This is a genomic window from Streptomyces scopuliridis RB72, from assembly GCF_000718095.1.
In the GTDB taxonomy this organism is placed as follows: domain Bacteria; phylum Actinomycetota; class Actinomycetes; order Streptomycetales; family Streptomycetaceae; genus Streptomyces; species Streptomyces scopuliridis.
Genome location: NZ_JOEI01000001.1, coordinates 269,023 through 288,405, shown reverse-complemented (window position 1 = coordinate 288,405; position 19,383 = coordinate 269,023). Strand labels below are relative to the sequence as shown.

Here is a 19,383-nt window from a genome sequence, read left to right as displayed (position 1 = left end):
GACGGATGGGGTGCCTTCCTCACCGTGGCACGGTCTTCGCCGTAGCACGGTCGAGAAGGCACCCCGTCCTCGCGCGAGCGGGGTCACATCAGTTCTTGTTCCGCCCAGATGATCTTGCCGTCGGGTGTGTGCCGGGTGCCCCAGCGGTGGGCGAGCTGGGCGACGAGGAAGAGCCCGCGGCCGCCTTCGTCGGTGGTCCGTGCGTGCCGCAGCCGGGGAGAGGTGCTGCTGGCGTCGGCGACCTCGACGATCAGCCGGGACTGACGCAGCAGCCGGAGCCGGATCGGCCCCGAGCCGTACCGGACCGCGTTGGTGACCAGCTCGCTGACGATCAGTTCGGTCGTCATGACCAGCTCGTCCAGGCCCCATTGCTCCAGTTGGCGGGTGGCCAGATTGCGGATGCCGGCGACGGCGGCGGGTTCGGACGCGACGTTCCAGGAGACGACATGCTCGGCGCTCAGGGCACGGGTACGTGCCAGCAGCAGCGCCACGTCGTCGGGTTGCGCCACGGCGGCCAGCCGCTCCACCGCGGCGGAGCACAGCGCCGTGAGGGAGAGGCCGGGCTGGGCCAGGGCGTGGGCGAGGCGCGACATGCCGAGGTCGATGTCCCGGTCGGCGGCCTCGATGAGACCGTCGGTGTAGAGACCGAGCAGGCTGCCCTCGGCGAGCTCGATCTCGGAGGCCTCGAAGGGCAGCCCGCCCAGCCCCAGCGGCGGTCCGGCAGGCAGCTCCAGGAAGCTGACGTCCCCGTCCGGAGTGACGACGACGGGCGGCGGATGCCCGGCCCGCGCCAGCGTGCAACGCCGGGTGACCGGGTCGTAGACGGCGTAGAGACAGGTGGCACCGACCACGGTCGTACGGAACGTGTCGGCCGCCTCGTTGGTCGGTTCCTCCTCGCTGAGGCGGAGCACCAGATCGTCGAGGTGGGCCAGCAGCTCGTCCGGGGGCACGTCCATGTCGGCGAGTGTCTGCACGGCGGTGCGCAGCCGTCCCATGGTCGCGGCGGCGCTGAGGCCATGCCCGACCACATCGCCGACGACCAGTCCCACGCGGGAGCCGGACAGGGGGATCACATCGAACCAGTCCCCGCCCACACCGTCCCCCGCGCCCGCCGGCAGATAGACGGAGGCCACATCCACGGCGGCCCCGCCGGCCAGGGTGTGCGGCAGCAGGCTGCGCTGAAGCGTCACGGTCGCGTTGTGCTCACGGGTGTAGCGGCGCGCGTTGTCCACACACACCGCCGCGCGCGCGACGACTTCCCGGGCCAGCAGGACATCGTCCGGTTTGAAGGACACGGGGTTCAGCGAGCGGAAGAACGTGGTGACACCCAGCACGGTGTCCCGCGCCCGCATCGGCACGGAAATGAGCGAGTGCAGTCCGTACTCGCGGATGGACGTGGCCCTGGCGGGCTGCCGTGTCACCCACTGGGGACTGGTGGGATCGAGGGCCTGTATGAGGACCGGCTCACCGCTGACCAGGAGGTCGGGGCCGTGCGGCGGGGGGATGGAGTCCACCGGGTCACCGATCCCGGCAACAGCCTCCGGGCACCCTTCCCGTACGGAACTCATGGCCGCCCGGCGCAGCGTCACCTGCGTAGCGGCTGGTCCCGCGTCGGTCAGCCACGTCCCCTGCCCCTCGTTGCTGAGGATCGGTTCCAGCAGATCGACGGTGACGAAGTCGGCGAAGCGGGGCACGGCGAAATCCGCGAGCTCCTGGGCCGTCCGTGTCACGTCCAGGGTGCTGCCGACCATGGCTCCCGCGTCATTGACCATGGCCAGCAGCTCGCGGGCGTTCCACCGGTCGGTCACATCGAGAACGATGTAGCAGACGCCGGTGACGGCCCCATCGGCATCGACGAGGGGAAAGAACGAGGTGGCGTAGGCGTGCTGGCGATGCGGATCCGCCCAGCTCCAGCCGAGGTACTCGTAGTCGGTGACCGGCACGCCGTTCTGCAGCACCTTGCGCATCAGGTCTTCGAGGATGTCGGCCTGGAGGCCCGGCAGCAGCTCGCTCAGACGGCGGCCCAGACGCTGCTCACGGGGCACACCGCCGAAACGTTCCAGGGTGTCGTTGAGCCAGATGTAGCGCAGGTCCATATCCATGACCGCCATGCCGACGGGCGACCGGGTCAGGAACCCGTCCAGCACGGACTGGCCCATCGCCCATTGGGTCCGGAGCGCCCAGGCCGAGATCAGAAAGCACTCATCGCCACCGATGCGGAACGAGGTGGAGACACGCAGGTTCATGTCGAGACGCCGGCCGTCACGGTGCCTGAGCGGAATGACCCCGCTCCACCCGGCCCCCGCGCGACAGTGCTCGGCGACCGCCACCGCACGCACCCGGTCGCCCGGGTCGGCCAGCAGCGGGGCGGCGGACCGGCCCACCACCTCCGCGGGTGGGTAGCCGAGGACCTCCTCCGCCCCCCGGGTCCAGGCGACGACCTTGCCCGCCGCGTCCACCACCGCGGTCGCGTCATTGGGTGCGTCCAAAGGAACCTCCGAACGCGCGGGCGGCGGAGCACCGGGACTCGGGCTCGACTGCCTGCGCGCCGCTGACATCCGCCTCACCATCCCCTACGCCCCCATAATCGCACCGCGTCACGCGATGCGCACGGACACGCGATCTTCAGCTACGGCCGTGCTGCCGGACCAGCTCCGGCGTCCACTCGACGTACTCGATCTCGGCCCCGTCGGCATGGCGGGCGTAGAGGAACCGCCCCGTCGGGCCGCTCGTGATGGGGGTGGTGATGGTGGCACCGGCGGCCTCCAGGGTCGCCTGGACGGCATCGAGGTCCTCGACGACCACGGTGGCGGAGGCGTGCGCGTATGCCGCGCGCTCCTCGGCCGGGCCCGCGATGACGAGGAAGTCGCCGATGGCGGCCAGCTCGACGGCGTGGAACGCCATCCGCAGATGCGGCTCCGCGCCGGTGAGCTCCTTGAGCAGCGGCAGCGCGTGGTCGAGGTCGTCGGTCCACAGTCGGGCGTATGTCCTCAGGATGGTCACAAGTGGCTCCTTGCCGGGCCGGCCCCGGCGGGCGTGCCGGGTACCAGCGGTCTCTTCTGGTTACTCGGAAACCGTAGGTGAGTATGCTCTGACGTGGAAGAACGCACTTTCCGGTGAGAGGGGAACCTCGTGGTGACCGAACAGGTCAGCCGCATGCCCGCGGACGCCGATGTGACACGCGCCGACTCCCTGGCCCGAGAGATCTACGCCGGTGTGGCCAATAAGTGGGCGCTTCTGGTCATCAACACGCTGGAGGACCGGACTCTGCGCTTCAACGAGCTGCGGACCGCGGTGGACGGCATCAGCCACAAGATGCTCACCCAGACGCTGCGCGGGCTCGAACGTGACGGTGTGGTGGACAGGACGGTGTACGCCACCGTGCCGCCGCGCGTCGACTACCGCCTCACCGAAGCGGGCCGGGCGCTGCGCGACACGGTCAACGGCATGTGCGCCTGGACCCGCCGGTACCTCGGGGAGATCGAGGCCGCCCGCCACCGCTACGACACACGCGACTGACGCTGCCCGCCCAGGAAGATGACAACGGCCACACGCAACGGACATGTTCAGGCCGCCGATCAGCTGCCGGAGCAGAGTGAGGGTGTCGAAGTAGACGCGCTCGCAGACCAGTTGTTCCCGCTCGCCACATCGTCGGCACGCTCATGCGCGAGCTGGGCTACGCCCTCACCTGGGCACCACGGATCCGGACCGGATCCAGCAGCGCGTCAACGCCATCACGAGCACGGGCGCCCCGCTTCTCGCCGACGTCACGCCGTACCTCGCCACGAGCGATCACGACGCCGAGTTCCACTACGGACTGGAGCTGTTGATCGCCGGGCTGGCGGCCCGGACCGTGGGCCGGGTCGGACCGCAGATCCGGGCCCGTCGGCCGCCGAACTCGCTGTCCATATGCGCAAGATGCGCAGCTTCGATCTGTTGACATGACGAAACTTGCTCGCTTTACTCCATGCAACGCCAGAGTTGAGCACCCGGCGCCAGAGGTACGCCCAGCCGGTACGCGGTCCACGCACCGTCAGCCCGGACTGAGTCGCCAGGACGCCCACGGAGATCGCGGAGTCCGAGGCGGGGACGTACCCCCCATCTTCTGGAGCTCAAGATGCCCATCATCAACCGTGTCAGGTCCCGTCGGTGCGTTGCCGCCGCGGCGGCCATGGCGGCGGCGGTGGTCACCCCGTTGCTCGCCTCCTCCACCGCGAGCGCGGCGGCCCAGGCCGTGACCCTCCCTCCGGTACACGCCAACTTCGACTACCAGATCGGCCAGCCCTACACACCGCCCGCCGGAGTGACGGTCGTCAGCCGTGACTACACCGCCTCACCGGCGGCGGGCCTGTACAACATCTGTTATGTCAACGCCTTCCAGGCCCAGCCGGGAGCCGAGAGCGAGTGGGGCGATCTGCTGCTGCGGGACGCGAGCGGCGACATCGTCTACGACGACGGCTGGGGTGAGGCCATTCTCGACATCCGTACCGACGCGAAGCGCCAGCGCATCGCAGCCAAGGTGAACTCCTGGATCGACACCTGCGCGAGCAAGGGCTTCAACGCCGTCGAGCCCGACAACCTCGACACCTTCGACCGGTTCGACCAGATCAGCGAGGCCAACGCCAAGGCGTTCATCAAGCTGCTCTCCGCGCACGCGCACGCCAAGGGCCTGGCGATCGCGCAGAAGAACACCGCGAACTTCTCCACCGCCCACGCGGAGACGGGCCTCGACTTCGCCGTCGCGGAGGAGTGCGGCGAGTGGGACGAGTGCGGTGACTACACCGAGGGGTTCGGCGACAACGTCATCGTGATCGAGTACAAGGAGAAGTACTTCAAGGAGACGTGCGCGGGCTTCGGTGACCGGCTGAGTGTCGTTCTGCGCGACGTCGACGTCACCGCCCCCGGCAGCGGCGGGTACGTCCGCAAGACCTGCTGAACCCGCCCGTCCGATCAGCCCCGCCGAGCGGTTCCGACCGGCCCGGTGCACCCCGGTCACAGCTGGGGTGCACCGAGCCGCCGCTCCCCGCCCCCCACGCGGCGCACCCTTCGCCATCACCTCGCAGCACACCACCCGCCGTGCCGGGACGCTCCCCGCGTGACCGTCCCGTGCCGCGTTTTCCCCTGGGGGCTCACATGGCCGCAGCACACCGCATTCCCGGTACCGCTGGTCCCGGGACTCCCGCCGGGCTCTCGCGCCGTACGGTCCTGCGGCGGGGCACCGGTCTCACGCTGGGCGCCGCCGCCACGGCCGCCCTGCCCGGATGCGGTATGGGCACGGGCGACGGCGTCGGAGCCGACGGACGGGTCACGGTCGAGCTCTGGCACGGACAGACGGACACCGGCCGCGAGGCGATCGAGAAACTGGTCACGGAGTTCAACCGCACCCATCCCGGTATCCGTGTCGATCCCGGCGGGGGCGTGCTGTCCGACGCGATGCTGCAGAAGATCACCGCGGCGCTCGCATCCGGTTCCTTCCCCGACATCGCCTACGTCTTCGGCTCGGACCTGGCCAGCGTCGCGCGCAGCCCGTCCGTGGTGGATCTGACCGATACGGTCCGTTCCGGCCCCCTCCCCTGGAACGACTTCTGGGCTCCCGCCCGCGAGGCCGTCACACTCAACGGACAGGTACGGGCGGCCCCCGCCCTGATCGACTCGCTCGCCGTGGTCTGCAACAAGAAACTCTTCCGCGACGCCGGCCTGCCCCTTCCCGAACCGGGCTGGACCTGGGCGGAGTTCGTGGCGACGGCCAAGAAGCTGACCGACGCAGCACGTGGCACGTTCGGCACCGGCTGGCCCGGTGTGGGTGACGAGGACACGGTGTGGCGGCTCTGGCCGATGGTGTGGGACCTGGGCGGCGATGTCGTCAGCGAGGACGGACAGCGGATCGGGTTCGCTGACGTCGGGGTACAGGCCCTGGAGACGGTGGCGGCGCTCGCGAAGGACAAGAGCGTCTACATCGACCCCAAGCCGGGCAGCGAGCAGATGTACCAGGTCTTTCTCTCCGGCCGGATGGGCATGGCCGTCACCGGACCGTGGCAGCTGCCCGACGTCCAGCAGGCGAGGATCGACTATCACGTGGTGCCGCTGCCCAGCTACAGCGGCAAGCCGATGACCATCTCGGGACCCGACACGTGGACCGTGTTCGACAACGGTCCGGCGCGCGTACGGGCGGCTCTCACCTTCGTCACCTGGCTGTCGCGGCCGGCCCAGGATGTGCGCTGGGACGTCATGGCCGGCAGCCTGCCGCTGAGCCGGAGTACGGAGGCCCTGCCCGCGTGGCGAGCGCAGGAGGCCAGGACCGACGGGCTGCCGGTGTTCACCCGGGCGCTGGATACGGCGCGCGTACGTCCCGTGCACCCGGCGTATCCGCAGATCTCGCAGGCGCTCGGACAGGCCATCGCCGCCGTACTCCTCGGCAGGAGTACCCCCGTCAAGGCCCTGCGCGCGTGCGCGGACGAGGCCAACGCCGCTCTGCTCATCCCGCGTTGAGAGGAATACGATGTCGCGCCTGCCCACTCCGCTCACGCTCCCGGACCACGGCCACGCACACGACGACCACAACGCCCGCACAAGCAACGACAACACCCGCGACGCGGCGCCGAGCGCCGCTGGGAAGCGACCGGGGCAGGGCGCTCCACGGCGGCGCCTGCGCGGGGAGTCCGCGACCGCCTGGGCGTTCGTCTCGCCCTCGGTCCTGATCATTCTCGGTCTGAGCGTCGTACCCGTGGCCTGGTCGCTGCTGCTGTCCTTCCAGGCCGACGACCTGGTCACGCCCAGCCGCTGGGTCGGTCTCGGCAACTACCGCGCGCTGGTGCGGGATCCGCACTTCAGCCAGGCGGTGCGCAACACACTGCTCTACACGGCGCTGTACGTACCGCTGAGCATCGGTCTGGGGCTGCTGCTCGCCCTCGTACTGAACCAGCGGATTCGGCTGGTGGGTGTGTACCGCACACTGATCTTCGTGCCGTTCGTCATCTCGGCGACGGCGCAGGGGGTGCTGTTCTCCTTTATCCTCGACCCGGAGTTCGGGGCGGCCAACTCCGTACTGCACAAGCTCGGCATCTCCGCGCAGGGCTTTCTCACCGACCCCGGACAGGCCCTGCTCGTACTGGTGGCGATCTCGTTGTGGAGCGGCACCGGCTTCTGCGTGGTGGTCACTCTCGCCGCGCTGCAGGATGTGCCGCCGTCCCTCATCGAGGCGGCGCGGCTGGACGGCGCCGGGCGTTGGCACCTGCTGCGGCATGTCATCCTCCCCGCGCTCGCACCGGTCATCGCGTTCCTCCTGCTGTGGCAGACCATCAACGCGCTCCAGGTCTTCGACCTGGTGTACGTGACGACCAAGGGCGGACCGCTCGGCTCCACCACCGTGATCGTCTACTTCATCTGGGAACAGGCGTTCAAGAACTTCACCGCCGGTTACGGCGCGGCGGCCGCCTACGCGCTGGCGCTCGCGCTGCTCCTGATCGCCGCGGTCCCGCGGGTGACGCGGGCCGTACGGGGCCGACGCGAGAACCACCGCCTCGAAGGAGCCGCACGATGACGGCCACCTCCGCTTCCTCTCCCTCCGCTTCCTCTTCCTCTTCCTCCCTCTCCTCTCCTGCTTCCGTTTCCGCCCGGCCGGCCGCCGGACCTCCGCGAGGCCGTCGGTGGCTGCCGTTCAGCCCCTGGCATCTGCTGCTCGCCCCCCTCACGCTGATCTTCGCGATCCCGCTGATCTGGCTGCTGCTCAGCTCCGTGATGAGCAACGCGGAGATCAACCGTTTCCCGCCGGCCCTGTGGCCGTCGGGGATCGATCTGGGCGGCTACCGGTATGTGCTCGGCAACGCGATGTTCCCGCGCTGGTTCGCCAACTCGCTGATCGTTTCGGTGGTCGCGGTGGCGTCCAACCTGCTGCTCGGCTCCCTGGGCGGCTACGCGTTCGCCCGGATGCGGTTCGCCGGCTCCCGTGTCCTGCTGGGCCTGATGCTGGCCACGATGGCGATCCCGTTCCAGCTGACAATGATCCCCACGTTCCTGGTCATGAAACGTCTCGGACTCATCGACACACTGGGCGCGTTGATCGTCCCGTCGCTCGTCACACCGTTCGCCGTGTTCCTCCTGCGGCAGTTCTTCCTCTCCCTGCCCAGGGAGCTGGAGGAAGCGGCCTGGATCGACGGCTGTTCACGGCTACGGGTGCTGTTCCTCATCGTGCTGCCGCTGTCGCGACCGGCCCTGAGCACCGTGGCGGTCCTGACCTTCCTGACCACCTGGAACGACCTGACCTGGCCGTTGATCGCCATCAATCACGACACCCAGTACACACTGCAGCTCGGCTTGACGACCTTCCAGGGGCAGCATCACACCCAGTGGTCCGCGGTCATGGCGGGCAACGTGATCACCGTTCTGCCGGTGCTGCTCGCCTTCCTCTTCGCGCAGAAGTCCTTCATCCAGTCCATCACCTCCAGCGGTCTCAAGGGCTGAGTCCGGTCCCGCCCCACGTACACACCGCACACGCACGCGCACACCACCACTCACACCACACCTGCGTAGCCAGGGCCGCGATCACGGGAAGCCGCATGCCGCACACCTTCGACCTGCTTGTCATCGGGGACGCCAACCCCGACATCGTTCTGGGACCGCTCGACGCGCCGCTCGCCTTCGGACAGCGTGAACAGCTCGTCGACACCGGCCTGCTCACGCTCGGCGGCTCCGCCGCGATCATGGCGTGCGGAGCCGCCAGGCTCGGGCTGAAGGTCGCCTTCGCCGGGCGCGTCGGGGACGACGACGCGGGGCGTTTCGTCCGTACGGCGCTGGACGCCCGGGGCGTGAACACCGACGCGCTGCGCGTCGATCCCGGCCTGCCGACACCGCTCACGGTGGTCGTGACGCGCGGGGACGGCGACCGTACGATCCTCACCTCCCCCGGCACCCTCTCCGCCACCGGGCCCGACGACATCCCCGAGGCGCTGCTGACCAGCAGTCGGCATGTGCACGCCGCCTCCTACTTCCTACTGCCCGAACTCGCCGACGCGCTGCCCGAACTGCTGGCCACGGCACGGGCGCAGGGTGCCACCACCTCGCTCGACACCAATGACGACCCCTCCGGCGAGTGGGCACCCGGCCGTATCGACGCGACGCTCGCGGTCACCGACTTCCTGCTGCCCAACGCACAGGAGGCGCTCGCCCTCGCGTCCGCCGCCGCTTCCCCGGACGCGGCCGGCTCGCTCGCCACCGCGGATTCCCTGGAGGCGGCGGCCGGTGCACTCGCGGCCCTCGGGCCACGGGTCGTGGTCAAGAACGGGGCCGACGGCGCCCTCGTACACGACGGCCGCACCCTGCTGCGCGCCCCCGCGATCCCCGCCCGGCCACTGGACACCGTCGGCGCGGGAGACAGTTTCGACGCCGGTTTCATCGCCGCGTTCCTGCGCGGCCTGTCCATCGCCGAGGCGCTCGCATTCGCCGCCGCCTGCGGTGCTCTGTCCACCCGGGCGCACGGCGGCACCGCCGCCCAGCCCACCTGGGACGAGGCCCGAACGGCCCTCGCCCGCAACGGAAAGAACCTCTGATGACCATCACCACCCCGAAGATCGCATTCATCGGCGCGGGAAGCGTCGTATTCACCCAGGGCCTGCTGGCGGACCTCTTCGCTTTCCCGGAGCTCAAGGGCGCCCATATCGCCCTGCACGACATCGACGCCGAACGGCTCGCCACGGCCCACGGCGCCGCCCGTCACATCGCGGACCGGCTGACGGGGGCGAGCGGCACCACGCCCCGGATCACCGCCCACGCCGAGCGGCGCGTGGCCCTCGAAGGCGCCGACTTCGTCATCAACATCGTCCAGGTCGGCATGCGCGCGTCGACCCGTACCGACTTCGACATCCCCGCCGGTTACGGCGTGCGCCAGACCATCGCGGACACCCTCGGCGTGGGCGGGATCTTCCGCGCGCTGCGCACCTTCCCCCTGCTCAAGTCACTCGGTGAGGACATCGCCGAGGTCTGCCCCGACGCCTGGCTGCTCAACTACACCAACCCCATGGCGATGAACGTCCAGTACCTCACCCGGGCCACCGGGCTGACCCGCGTCGTCGGCCTGTGCCACTCGGTGTACTGGACCATCCGCGACCTCTCCGACCTCCTGGGCGTCCCGCACGAGGAGGTCACCTACCGGGCCGCCGGCGTCAACCACCAGGCGTGGGTGCTGCGTCTTGAGCACCAGGGAAGCGACCTCTACCCGCGGCTGGACGCCCTCGTCGCGGAGAACCCGGAGCTACGGCGCCGGGTACGGGTCGACATGTACCGGCGCCTCGGCTACTACCCGACCGAGACCAGCGAGCACTCCTCCGAATACGTCCCCTGGTACCTGCACCACGACAGCGAGATCGAGCGGCTGCGCCTGCCCGTCGGCGCCTACCTCGGCATCGTCGACGAGAACATCGCCGAGTACGAGCGGACCCGTGACGCGCTTGCCTGCGGAGCCCCACTGGCTGTTGAGGGCACCATGGAGTACGCCCCGCAGATCATCCACAGCATCACCACCGGCACGCCCCGCACGGTCTACGGCAACGTCCCGAACCACGGGCTGATCGACAATCTTCCGTCGACCGGCACCGTCGAAGTGCCGTGTCTGGTGGACGCCCTGGGCGTGCAGCCCACCCGGGCCGGCTCGCTGCCCGCCCAGTGCGCCGCGCTCAACCGGGGCTATCTGAGCATGAACGAACTGGTCGTCCGGGCCGCGCTGGAGGACGATCCGCGCTCCATCCGGCAGGCGGCCATGGCCGACCCGGCCACCGCGGCCGCCCTGCCCGTCGAACGCATCTGGGACCTGTGCGACGACATGGTGCGCGCGCACGCGGATCTGCTCCAGCCGTCGCTGCGTACCACTCTCGGCCACTGACCCTCCTCGCGCCCGCCCCCGTACCCACCCTCGCCGGGCTCGGGCTCACGGACTCAACCGAGCCGATCGAGCCGACCGAGCCGACCGATTCAACGGACTCAACGGACTCAAGGAAGGGAAACCCATGTCCCAGGTGACGATGGTCCTCGTCGGAGCCGGACTCCGCGGAATGACCTACGCCCGGCGCGCCCTGGCCACGGGAGCGGGACAGGTGGTCGCGGTGGCCGAGCCGGACCCGCGGCGCCGGGCGCGGGCGGCGGAGGAGTTCCGGGTACCGCCGGAGCGGGTGTACGCGGACTGGAGCGAGGTGGCGGCGGCGGGCAGACTGGCCGACGCCTGCGTCATCGCCACCCAGGACCGGCTGCACACCGAACCGGCGGTGGCACTGGCCGATCTCGGCTATCACCTTCTGCTGGAGAAGCCGATGGCGACCGGCGAGGACGAGGCCACGGCGATCGCGGACGCGGCGCGGCGCAACGACATCCTGCTGGCCGTCTGCCATGTACTGCGCTACACGCCGTACACCCGGCTGCTGAAGCGACTGCTGGACGGTGGCCGCATCGGCGGTCTGGTCAGCGTCCAGCATCTGGAGCCCGTCGGCTGGTGGCACCACGCCCATTCGTTCGTACGGGGGAACTGGCGCCGCCAGGACACCTCCGCCCCCATGCTGCTGACCAAGTCCTGCCACGACATCGACTGGCTGGTCCATCTCTTCGGACGTACGCCACGGAAGGTCGCTTCCTTCGGCAGTCTGACGCACTTCCGCCCCGAGGGCGCCCCGGCCGGCGCGACCGCCCGCTGCCTCGACTGCCCGCTGGAGACCGGCTGTCCATACTCGGCCAAGCGGCTCTACCTGGGCTGTCTCGGCGATCCGGACCAGGAATTCTGGCCGCTGTCTGCGGTAACCGACGACCACACCGAGACAGGCGTGCTGGACGCGCTGCGCACCGGGCCGTACGGCCGCTGTGTGTACGCGTGCGACAACGATGTGGTCGACCATCAGGTGGTCAGCATGGAGTTCGACTCCGGCGCCACGTGTTCGTTCACCATGAGCGCCTTCACCCCCATGGAACAGCGCCGCACCCGGCTGCTGGGCACACACGGCTTCATCGACGGCGACGGAAGCACACTACGGCTGGTGGATTTTCGCGACGGGTCCGAGGAGACGATCGACACACGGACGAGCGCGACGGGGAGTCCGGGGCCTTCCCCGGAGGACGGCCACGGAGGCGGGGACGAGGCGCTGACCGACGCCTTCCTCACCGCCGTCGCCGCCGGCGACGCGTCCCTGCTGCTCTCCGACGCCGCCGAGAGCCTCGCCACCCACCGCGTGGTGTGGGCGGCGGAACAGGCCCGGGTGACCGGCACGGTGGTCGAACTCGACGTCCGCGACGACGCGGCGGCGGTGGGGAGGGTCAGGAGCGCGGACGGTGGGGCTGCTCGCCTCGCTCCGCGTTCTTCTCCTTGATGCGCAGCGCTTCCTTCCGGACCTCGGCCTGGGTGGCGCGTTCCTGGCGCAGCCACTCGGGGCTGTCGCTCTTCAGCGCCTCGATCTGCTCCGTGGTGAGGGCGTCCGTGACTCCGCCGCGCGCGAGACCCGAGATGGAGACGCCCAGCTTCGCCGCCACCACCGGCCGGGGGTGCGGGCCGTTGCGTCGCAGTTCCAGCAGCCACTGGGGTGGATCGGCCTGCAGCGCGTTCAGCTCGGTGCGCGAGACGACACCCTCCTGGAACTCGGCGGGGGTGGCTTCGAGGTACACACCCAGCTTCTTCGCCGCGGTCGCGGGCTTCATTGTCTGGATGGTCTGGTGCGACGTCATGGTGTCAAGAGTAGCGAGCGTGTGCGATACCTCCGACCACGGCCGGTAACCTGGTGGCGTGACAGGCTCGGAAGTACCCCGTTCGTTCCGGCTCGCGTACGTCCCGGGCGTGACGCCCACCAAGTGGGTGCGGATCTGGAACGAGCGGCTGCCCGACGTCCCGCTGACCCTCGTCGCGGTGTCCGCCGCCGAGGCGCCGGATCTGTTGCGGGGCGGCGGCGCCGACGCCGGTTTCGTACGGCTGCCGATCGACCGGACCGACCTCAGCGCGATTCCCCTCTACACCGAGACGACGGTGGTCGTGGTCCCGAAGGACCACCTGGTGGCGGCGGTCGACGAGGTGTCCGCCGAGGATCTGGCCGACGAGATCGTGCTGCATCCCCTCGATGACACCCTCGACTGGGAGCTCCGGCCGGGACGGCCCGCGAACGCGCGTCCTGCCACGACGGCGGACGCCGTCGAGCTGGTGGCGGCAGGGGTGGGACTGCTCGTCGTCCCGCAGTCACTGGCCCGGCTGCACCACCGCAGGGACCTTACGTACCGGCCGGTCCTTGATGCCCCCGAGTCGCGCGTCGCTCTGTCGTGGCCGGAGGACGAAACCACCGAACTGGTGGAGGACTTCATCGGGATCGTGCGCGGGCGCACCGTCAACAGCTCACGGGGCCGCCCGACCCCACCGCAGCCGAAGCGCGAGCGTCCCGACACCGGCGGTGCGCGGCGGAAGCCGGTGGCCGGAAAGTCGACAGGCAAGTCAACCGGAAAGTCGAGCGGTAAGTCGAGCGGTAAGAGTCCGCGCGGCGGTTCCGGCGGCCCCAAGGGCGGCCGGCGCGGCAAACCCGGCCGTCGGTCGTAGTTCCTCGGCGCCGCACACACCCCCTTCGTCACTTTAAGTTCAGCCATGCTCACACTCGGCGAGATGTCGAGGCATGAACGGGTTCCGATCGAGGTAGGGATCCCGGCTGATATGCCCGGTCTCCGGTGAGTGGCTCGAAGAGGGGGATGGTGTCCATGACGCTGACCGAGCGGTTCGTCACGCTCTCGGCCGCGCTGACGGGGTTCGACGCCGCCGAGCTGACGGCGACCGGAATGACCGGGATCTACCGGGAGTTCGTGGTCCGGCAGGTCGAACCGCCGCTCTACGCGCGGCTGGTGGACGCGCTGGCCGACGCGGCGGCCGACCCGCGAGCGGTGGCGGACAAGGACGAGGAGCTGGGTGAGCTCGCGCGCGCCGTGTGCCACCTCTGGTACGTGGGGACGTGGCCAGGACTGCGGGGGGACGACGGCCGGACCGTACCCTTCCCGCTCCCGGCGCGCGCCTATGCCCGCGGGCTGGTGTGGAGCAGCTTCGGCGGCCAAGCCCCCGGCGCCGGCCGGCCCGGCTACGGCACCTGGGCCGAGCGTCCCGCCGGTGCGGCGGAAGGCGGGCAGCGTTGACCGCCGGGGAGCGTTTCGATGTGATCGTGGTCGGAGCCGGTATCGCGGGGTCGCTGGTGGCACGGCGGCTGGGAGAGCGCGGGTGGCGCGTCCTGGTCCTGGAATCGGGGGTGGGCGACGATGACACCGGGCCCGATGGCCGACCGGCGGCGGATGTGGAGCGGTTCCGGGCCGCGCCGGTGAAGGTTCCCAGCGCGGCGATCGCGGACAACGCCGTGGTGCCGTCGCCCGACGTACTGGATCTCGCGGGCCGCCCCGCCGGTGGCTACCGGACCGACGGATATCTCGTCCAGAACGGCCCGTTGCCGTACGCGAGCGGCTATCTGCGGGTCAACGGGGGTACGGGCACGGCCTGGACGGGGCTGACCCCGCGCATGCATCCGGAGGACTTCCGCACCGCCGACTTCGGATACGGCCGTAACTGGCCGATCGGGTACGCGGAGTTGGAGCCGTACTACCGGGCCGCGGAACGCGAGCTGGGTGTCGCCGCCGATCCGGCGGAGCAGCGGGACCACGTCGGTCTGCCGCTCGCGGACGGTTATGCCTTCCCGCACCGGCCGCTCCCCGCCAGCTATCTGGACCGGCTCCTGGCCGAAAGACTCAATGGACACGAGGTGTTGGACCCCTCGTATCCGCACCCCACCGCACTGCGGGTCGTCGGGACTCCTCAGGCCCGCAACAGCACGGCCACCGAGGAGCACGGTCCCGTGTGCGAGGGCAGCGCCAGCTGCATCCCCATCTGCCCCACCGGGGCGAAATACACCCCGCGGCGCACCCAGGAACGCTGGGGTCCGAGCGTCACCCTGCGCACCCGCGCGGTGGCCGGACGGCTCCTGGCCGACGCCGCCGGCCGGATCACGGGCGTCGAGTACCAGCGCTACGACGACCCGACTCGCCCTGCCTCCGTCACCCGACGCATGGTGCACGCGCACACGGTCGTCCTGGCGGCCCACGCGATCGAGAACGCCCGGCTGCTGCTCGCGTCCGGCCTCGCGAACTCCAGTGACCAGGTGGGCCGGAACCTGATGGACCACCCGGTACTGCTCACCTGGGGCCTGATGCCCCAGCAGATCGGACCCTACCGGGGCCCCGGCTCCACCTCCGGCCTGGAGGGATTCCGCTTCGGCCCGGCCCGCGCCGCCCGCGCCCCTTTCCGTATCGAGATCGGCAACTGGGGCTGGAACTGGGCGGTCGGCCCGCCGGGCCACGAGGTCGCCGCTCTGCTGCGCCCCGGGGACCCGACGACCCCCGGCGGGGGCGGGGCGCTGTTCGGCGCGGCGTTGCGGCAGGTGGCCGGGGACCGGATCGGGCGGCAGTTCGCCCTGCAGTTCGAGATGGAGCAGAGCGCCGATCCCGCCAATCGCGTCACGCTCGATGCCCGCCATCGCGACCTGCTGGGCAACCCGCGCCCCGTCCTGACCTATGACCTGTCCGACCATGTGAAACAGGGCATCGCCGCGGCCAAGTCCGTGTCCGACCAGATCTTCGCCCTCCTGGGGGCGCGGGACCACAGCCGGTACGAACCGGGGCCGTCCCAGCCCGGATGGTTCGAGTACGGCGGCCGGCCCTACGCCTACCGCGGTGCGGGCCACGGCGCGGGCACGCACCTCATGGGCGACCACCCCGCCGACTCCGTCGTCGACTCGTGGCAGCGCTGCTGGGACCACCCCAACCTGTACGCGGTGGGCTGCGGCTCCATGCCCTCGCTCGGCACCTCCAACCCGACGCTCACCATGGCCGCGATCACTCTGCGCAGCGCCGAACAGATCGACCGCGACCTGTCCGAACAGCGCATCACGATCCGCCCGCCGGCCCCCGGATACTCTCCGGGCCCGGCCACGCCCGAGGAGACTCACGCCCCGTGACCGACGACCTCACGCTGCCGCCCGTCGCCGCCCCGTATCAACTGCCGTTCCATTACGGGGCCCTGCACAACATCGGCCTCGACTACCTGGTCGACCCGGCGCCGGTGCGCAAGGCGCTGGCCGAACACCATCCCGACCTGAGCGCCGCCGAGTTCGACGGTCGGGCGTGCGTCACGCTCAACTACCAGCTGTACTTCGCCCAGTATCCGAACGGCGGAGGCATCACGCAGGAGATCGAGTACAGCATCATCGCCCATCCCACCGCGAGCGCCGGGCGCCTGGCCCGGCTGTCGTACGAGCAGTTCGCGCGGGGCTACGACCAGACCAAGCTGCTCGGCATCGCCCGGCTCCATGTGCTGTGCGACAACCCGCTGGCCATCGAGGCCGGCACGAAGCTCTACGGCGAGCCGAAGTATCCGGCGTGGTTCGAGGCGACGATGCCGTCCCTCAACGGCCCCGCGGGTGACAGCTGGACCGTGGCCTGCAAGCAGGCGACGCACACCCCCTCCGGCGCGGGCATCGACCGTCAGGAGCGGACCCTGTTCTCCTTCTCGGCCGACCTGACCGGGCTGTCGCGTACCCCCGTCAACAACACCCCGATCACCGGCTACGGCACCGACCCGGCCGGCCGGCCGATCGCCGGTCCCATGAACGTCTACCAGCCCTACGAGTACCGGTCATTGACCGGCGAGGCCGACCGGGTACGGCTCACCGTCCAGGACGCGTCCTCACCCGTCGGCGCCGACCTGACCACCCTCATCGCAGACGCCCCGGCCGCCGGGGCATGGACGTACCAGTCACCCCCGGTCGCGGCGCACAACCGCCCCTACTACGTCCCACGCGCCGACTGACATACTGCGCGCCACGCGTACGCGGTGGATGTCGCACGTCAGAGGGCGGGGATGGTGGTCGGGAAGTCGCTGGGCCGGCAGTTCGGTTGGCTGTGGGCGGCGTACGGGGTCAGTACGTTCGGCACGTGGCTGGCGTTCGACGCGTTCCGCCTGATCGCGATCCTCGTACTGCACGCCGGGGCGACCGAGGTGTCGCTGCTGGCGGCCGCGGGGCTGGCGGTCGGCGCGGTGGTCGCGGTGCCGCTCGGACCGTGGGTGGAGTTCCGCCGTAAGTGATGGTCGCGATGGACCTGATCCGGTTCGCCGCGCTGATGAGCGTCCCCGCCGCGTTCGCGCTCGGCCGGCTCAGCTTCGCCCAGCTCCTGGTCGTAGCGGTCGTCGTCGGCGCGGCCGATATCGCTTTCACGGCGGCGAGCGGCGCATGCCTGAAGGCGCTCGTGCGGCCGGAGGACCTGCTCGTCGCGAACGGGCGGTTCGAGTCCACGACCTGGACCGCGTCGGTGCTCGGACCGCCGCTCGGCGGGGCCGCGATCGGGCTCTTCGGCCCGGTGATGACCGTGGTGGCCAACGCGGTCAGCTACCTGCTCTCGGCGGCAGGGATCGGCGGCGAGGAGCCGCGCCCCGTGCGAACCGGCGCGCCGCACTTCCGGGTCGGCGACCTGCTCGACGGGTGGCGGTACATCCTGGACCACCCGGCGCTGCGTCCGCTGTTCTTCAACACGGTCCTGGTCAACGGCCTGATCATGGCGACCTCGCCGGTGCTCGCCGTCCTCATGCTCCGTGACCTCGGGACCGCGACGGACCGAGTCGCCCGCACCCTGTCCGCGTGGTCGGTCACCAGCAAAGTCACCATCGCGGCCCTGACCGCCCTGTGGGGCCTGCTGGCCGGCCTCACCGGCCCCCGCACCGCGATCGCGATCGCCGGTCTCCTTCTTCTGGCAACCCCGCTTCTGCTCCCCCGGCACGACAACACGCCACACCACGAGCCGGAACGGGCACAGCGCCGCACCTGACACATCGCGACTCGCGCCTCATCGAGGAGGTGGCCCGGCGCGGTCGCCCGCCCGGTCGCGACACGGACGCGGCCCGACGGATGTCCGCCGGGCCGCGTCGCATGCCGTCATGCGGCAGGTCAGACGACCGGCTGCTGCTCGGACTCGGACTCCGGGCCCGGGTCGGCCGCGGACTTGGCCGCCTCGCGGCGGGTGGCCACGGCGCTGCCGACGAAGACGGCGGCCAGCGAGGCGAGGATCAGGACGATGACGGCGGAGTGGCCCCAGCGTACGGCGCTGCCGAGGAGGAAGCCGGAGACCCCGAAGTCGGCGTCGGAGAAGGTGGAGTTGGCCAGGCCGACGTCGCCCAGGAAGGGCAGGACGAGCAGCGGCAGGAAGGTGATCATCAGGCCGTTGGTCATGGCGCCGAGCACGGCACCGCGCCTGCCGCCGGTCGCGTTGCCGATGACGCCGGAGGCGGCGCCGGTCATGAAGTGGGCGACGATGCCCGGGATGATGATCGTCCCGCCGATGGCGACGAGAACGCCCATGCCGATCAGTCCGCCGACGAAGCTGGACAGGAAGCCGATCAGGACGGCGTTCGGGGCGAAGGTGAAGACGATCGGGACGTCGAGCGCGGGCTTGGCGTTGGGGACCAGCTTCTCGGAGATGCCCTTGAACGCGGGGATGATCTCGGCGAGGACCACCCGGACACCGGCCAGGATGATGAAAACACCGGCGGAGAACTTACCGGCCTGCATGACCGCCCAGAGCAGGAACCACTGGCCGCCGCTGAGCTTGTCCTCCACGTATCCGGCGCCGGCCACCAGCGTCACGAGCAGGTAGATGATGCCCATGGAGACGGCGATGACGACGGTGGTGTCCCGCAGGAAGCCGAGCCCCTTGGGGATCTTCAGGTCCTCGGTGGACTTCTTGGTGTCGCCGACGAGCTTGCCGACCAGACCGCTGGTGGCGATGCCGAAGTTACCGGTGTGACCGAGGGCCACGTTGTCCTGCTTGGTGACCTTCCGCATCCAGGGCTGCACCAGAGCGGGCGAGAGCGTGGTGATCAGACCCTCGGCGAGCGAGCCCCACAGCACGGTCTGCCAGGTGCTGAACCCGTTGGCTATGAGAATCACGGCGATCATCGCGGACAGGTAGAGCGCGACGTGTCCGGACATGTAGATGAACTTGAACCTGGTGAAGCGCGCCAGCAGTACGTTCACGATCATGCCGAAGAAGAAGATCAGCGCGGCCTGGGAACCGTAGTCCGTGAGGACCTTGCCGACGATCGCCTCGTTGTTCGGCACGACGCCCTGGACACCGAAGGCGTGCTGGAACATCTCCCCGAAGGGGGTGAGGGCGTCGGACACGACACCCGCGCCCGCGGCCAGGACCAGGAAGCCGACGAACGCCTTGATCGTTCCCTTGAGCGTGTCGGAGAGGGACTTGCGCTGGAGCACGAGCCCCAGCAGAGCGATCAGTCCGATGATGACGGACGGCTCTCTGAAGATGTCGAGCAGGGTATTCAGAACGCTGTTCACTGGG

16 protein-coding genes and 1 pseudogene are annotated in these 19,383 nt (G+C 70.1%); 13 read left to right on the top strand and 4 right to left on the bottom strand.

The genetic code is table 11. The features are described 5' to 3' along the window. Positions 1-83: 83 nt before the first annotated feature. Together IF11_RS0101190 and IF11_RS0101185 are read right to left on the bottom strand one after the other, a co-directional pair. Positions 84-2,558, bottom strand: coding sequence for a SpoIIE family protein phosphatase (locus IF11_RS0101190; protein WP_030349460.1), 2,475 nt, complete (start codon positions 2,556-2,558; stop codon positions 84-86). Between the two features lie 67 nt (positions 2,559-2,625). Next, positions 2,626-3,003, bottom strand: coding sequence for a VOC family protein (locus IF11_RS0101185; RefSeq protein WP_030349459.1), 378 nt, complete (start codon positions 3,001-3,003; stop codon positions 2,626-2,628). 129 nt (positions 3,004-3,132) lie between these two features. On the opposite strand from IF11_RS0101185, the gene IF11_RS0101180 reads away from it, so the two are divergent. The 8 genes from IF11_RS0101180 to IF11_RS0101145 all read left to right on the top strand — a co-directional run bounded on the left by IF11_RS0101180 (position 3,133) and on the right by IF11_RS0101145 (position 12,341). Beyond that, positions 3,133-3,519: a winged helix-turn-helix transcriptional regulator gene (locus tag IF11_RS0101180; protein WP_030349458.1), complete on the top strand. Its 387-nt coding sequence runs from the start codon at positions 3,133-3,135 to the stop codon at positions 3,517-3,519. A 598-nt stretch (positions 3,520-4,117) separates the two neighbouring features. Continuing rightward, on the top strand, positions 4,118-4,936 hold the full coding sequence (locus IF11_RS0101175; protein WP_030349457.1) for an endo alpha-1,4 polygalactosaminidase: 819 nt from the start codon (positions 4,118-4,120) through the stop codon (positions 4,934-4,936). Positions 4,937-5,133: 197 nt separating this feature from the next. Next, positions 5,134-6,489 (top strand): ABC transporter substrate-binding protein, encoded by a 1,356-nt coding sequence (locus IF11_RS0101170; protein ID WP_030349456.1) that lies wholly within the window; start codon positions 5,134-5,136, stop codon positions 6,487-6,489. Positions 6,490-6,499: 10 nt separating this feature from the next. After that, complete coding sequence (locus tag IF11_RS0101165) at positions 6,500-7,540, top strand: carbohydrate ABC transporter permease (protein WP_030349455.1); 1,041 nt, start codon at positions 6,500-6,502, stop codon at positions 7,538-7,540. Then, complete coding sequence (locus IF11_RS0101160) at positions 7,537-8,460, top strand: carbohydrate ABC transporter permease (protein WP_030349454.1); 924 nt, start codon at positions 7,537-7,539, stop codon at positions 8,458-8,460. The genes IF11_RS0101165 and IF11_RS0101160 overlap by 4 nt, the downstream gene beginning before the upstream one ends. 95 nt (positions 8,461-8,555) lie before the next feature. Continuing rightward, the gene (locus IF11_RS0101155; protein ID WP_030349453.1) at positions 8,556-9,545 is read left to right on the top strand and encodes a carbohydrate kinase family protein; all 990 of its coding nucleotides are present in this window, start codon (positions 8,556-8,558) and stop codon (positions 9,543-9,545) included. After that, positions 9,545-10,873: an alpha-glucosidase/alpha-galactosidase gene (gene melA / locus IF11_RS0101150; protein ID WP_030349452.1), complete on the top strand. Its 1,329-nt coding sequence runs from the start codon at positions 9,545-9,547 to the stop codon at positions 10,871-10,873. Before IF11_RS0101155 ends, melA begins: the two co-directional genes overlap by 1 nt. A gap of 124 nt (positions 10,874-10,997) precedes the next feature. Beyond that, positions 10,998-12,341, top strand: a complete 1,344-nt coding sequence (locus IF11_RS0101145) for a Gfo/Idh/MocA family protein (protein WP_051745281.1) — start codon at positions 10,998-11,000, stop codon at positions 12,339-12,341. On the opposite strand, the gene IF11_RS0101140 is transcribed toward IF11_RS0101145, so the two are convergent. Further along, complete coding sequence (locus IF11_RS0101140; protein ID WP_030349450.1) at positions 12,289-12,693, bottom strand: DUF5997 family protein; 405 nt, start codon at positions 12,691-12,693, stop codon at positions 12,289-12,291. The two genes, IF11_RS0101145 and IF11_RS0101140, sit on opposite strands and share 53 nt — an antisense overlap. A gap of 58 nt (positions 12,694-12,751) precedes the next feature. Here IF11_RS0101140 and IF11_RS0101135 point away from each other — a divergent pair, with 58 nt between their 5' ends. From IF11_RS0101135 to IF11_RS36235, 5 genes and pseudogenes are all read left to right on the top strand, one after another. Next, positions 12,752-13,546, top strand: a complete 795-nt coding sequence (locus tag IF11_RS0101135; RefSeq protein ID WP_030349449.1) for a LysR family substrate-binding domain-containing protein — start codon at positions 12,752-12,754, stop codon at positions 13,544-13,546. 155 nt (positions 13,547-13,701) lie between these two features. Further along, the gene (locus IF11_RS0101130; RefSeq protein WP_133243244.1) at positions 13,702-14,127 is read left to right on the top strand and encodes a hypothetical protein; all 426 of its coding nucleotides are present in this window, start codon (positions 13,702-13,704) and stop codon (positions 14,125-14,127) included. Further along, positions 14,124-15,992 (top strand): GMC family oxidoreductase, encoded by a 1,869-nt coding sequence (locus IF11_RS0101125; RefSeq protein WP_051745279.1) that lies wholly within the window; start codon positions 14,124-14,126, stop codon positions 15,990-15,992. Before IF11_RS0101130 ends, IF11_RS0101125 begins: the two co-directional genes overlap by 4 nt. Next, on the top strand, positions 15,989-16,843 hold the full coding sequence (locus IF11_RS0101120; protein ID WP_030349446.1) for a hypothetical protein: 855 nt from the start codon (positions 15,989-15,991) through the stop codon (positions 16,841-16,843). Before IF11_RS0101125 ends, IF11_RS0101120 begins: the two co-directional genes overlap by 4 nt. Before the next feature lie 51 nt (positions 16,844-16,894). Beyond that, positions 16,895-17,856 (top strand): annotated as a pseudogene (locus tag IF11_RS36235) (MFS transporter). A gap of 119 nt (positions 17,857-17,975) precedes the next feature. Here the strand turns inward: IF11_RS36235 and IF11_RS0101110 are convergent. Continuing rightward, complete coding sequence (locus IF11_RS0101110) at positions 17,976-19,379, bottom strand: PTS ascorbate transporter subunit IIC (protein ID WP_030349445.1); 1,404 nt, start codon at positions 19,377-19,379, stop codon at positions 17,976-17,978. Positions 19,380-19,383: the final 4 nt, after the last annotated feature.

Coding starts and splice junctions, on each gene's coding strand:
- IF11_RS0101170 (WP_030349456.1), top strand. CDS start 5,134: ATGGCCGCAGCACACCGCATTCCCGGTACCGCTGGTCCCGGGACTCCC.
- IF11_RS0101190 (WP_030349460.1), bottom strand. CDS start 2,558: ATGTCAGCGGCGCGCAGGCAGTCGAGCCCGAGTCCCGGTGCTCCGCCG.
- IF11_RS0101130 (WP_133243244.1), top strand. CDS start 13,702: ATGACGCTGACCGAGCGGTTCGTCACGCTCTCGGCCGCGCTGACGGGG.
- IF11_RS0101160 (WP_030349454.1), top strand. CDS start 7,537: ATGACGGCCACCTCCGCTTCCTCTCCCTCCGCTTCCTCTTCCTCTTCC.
- IF11_RS0101155 (WP_030349453.1), top strand. CDS start 8,556: ATGCCGCACACCTTCGACCTGCTTGTCATCGGGGACGCCAACCCCGAC.
- IF11_RS0101165 (WP_030349455.1), top strand. CDS start 6,500: ATGTCGCGCCTGCCCACTCCGCTCACGCTCCCGGACCACGGCCACGCA.
- IF11_RS0101140 (WP_030349450.1), bottom strand. CDS start 12,693: ATGACGTCGCACCAGACCATCCAGACAATGAAGCCCGCGACCGCGGCG.
- IF11_RS0101145 (WP_051745281.1), top strand. CDS start 10,998: ATGTCCCAGGTGACGATGGTCCTCGTCGGAGCCGGACTCCGCGGAATG.
- IF11_RS0101175 (WP_030349457.1), top strand. CDS start 4,118: ATGCCCATCATCAACCGTGTCAGGTCCCGTCGGTGCGTTGCCGCCGCG.
- melA (WP_030349452.1), top strand. CDS start 9,545: ATGACCATCACCACCCCGAAGATCGCATTCATCGGCGCGGGAAGCGTC.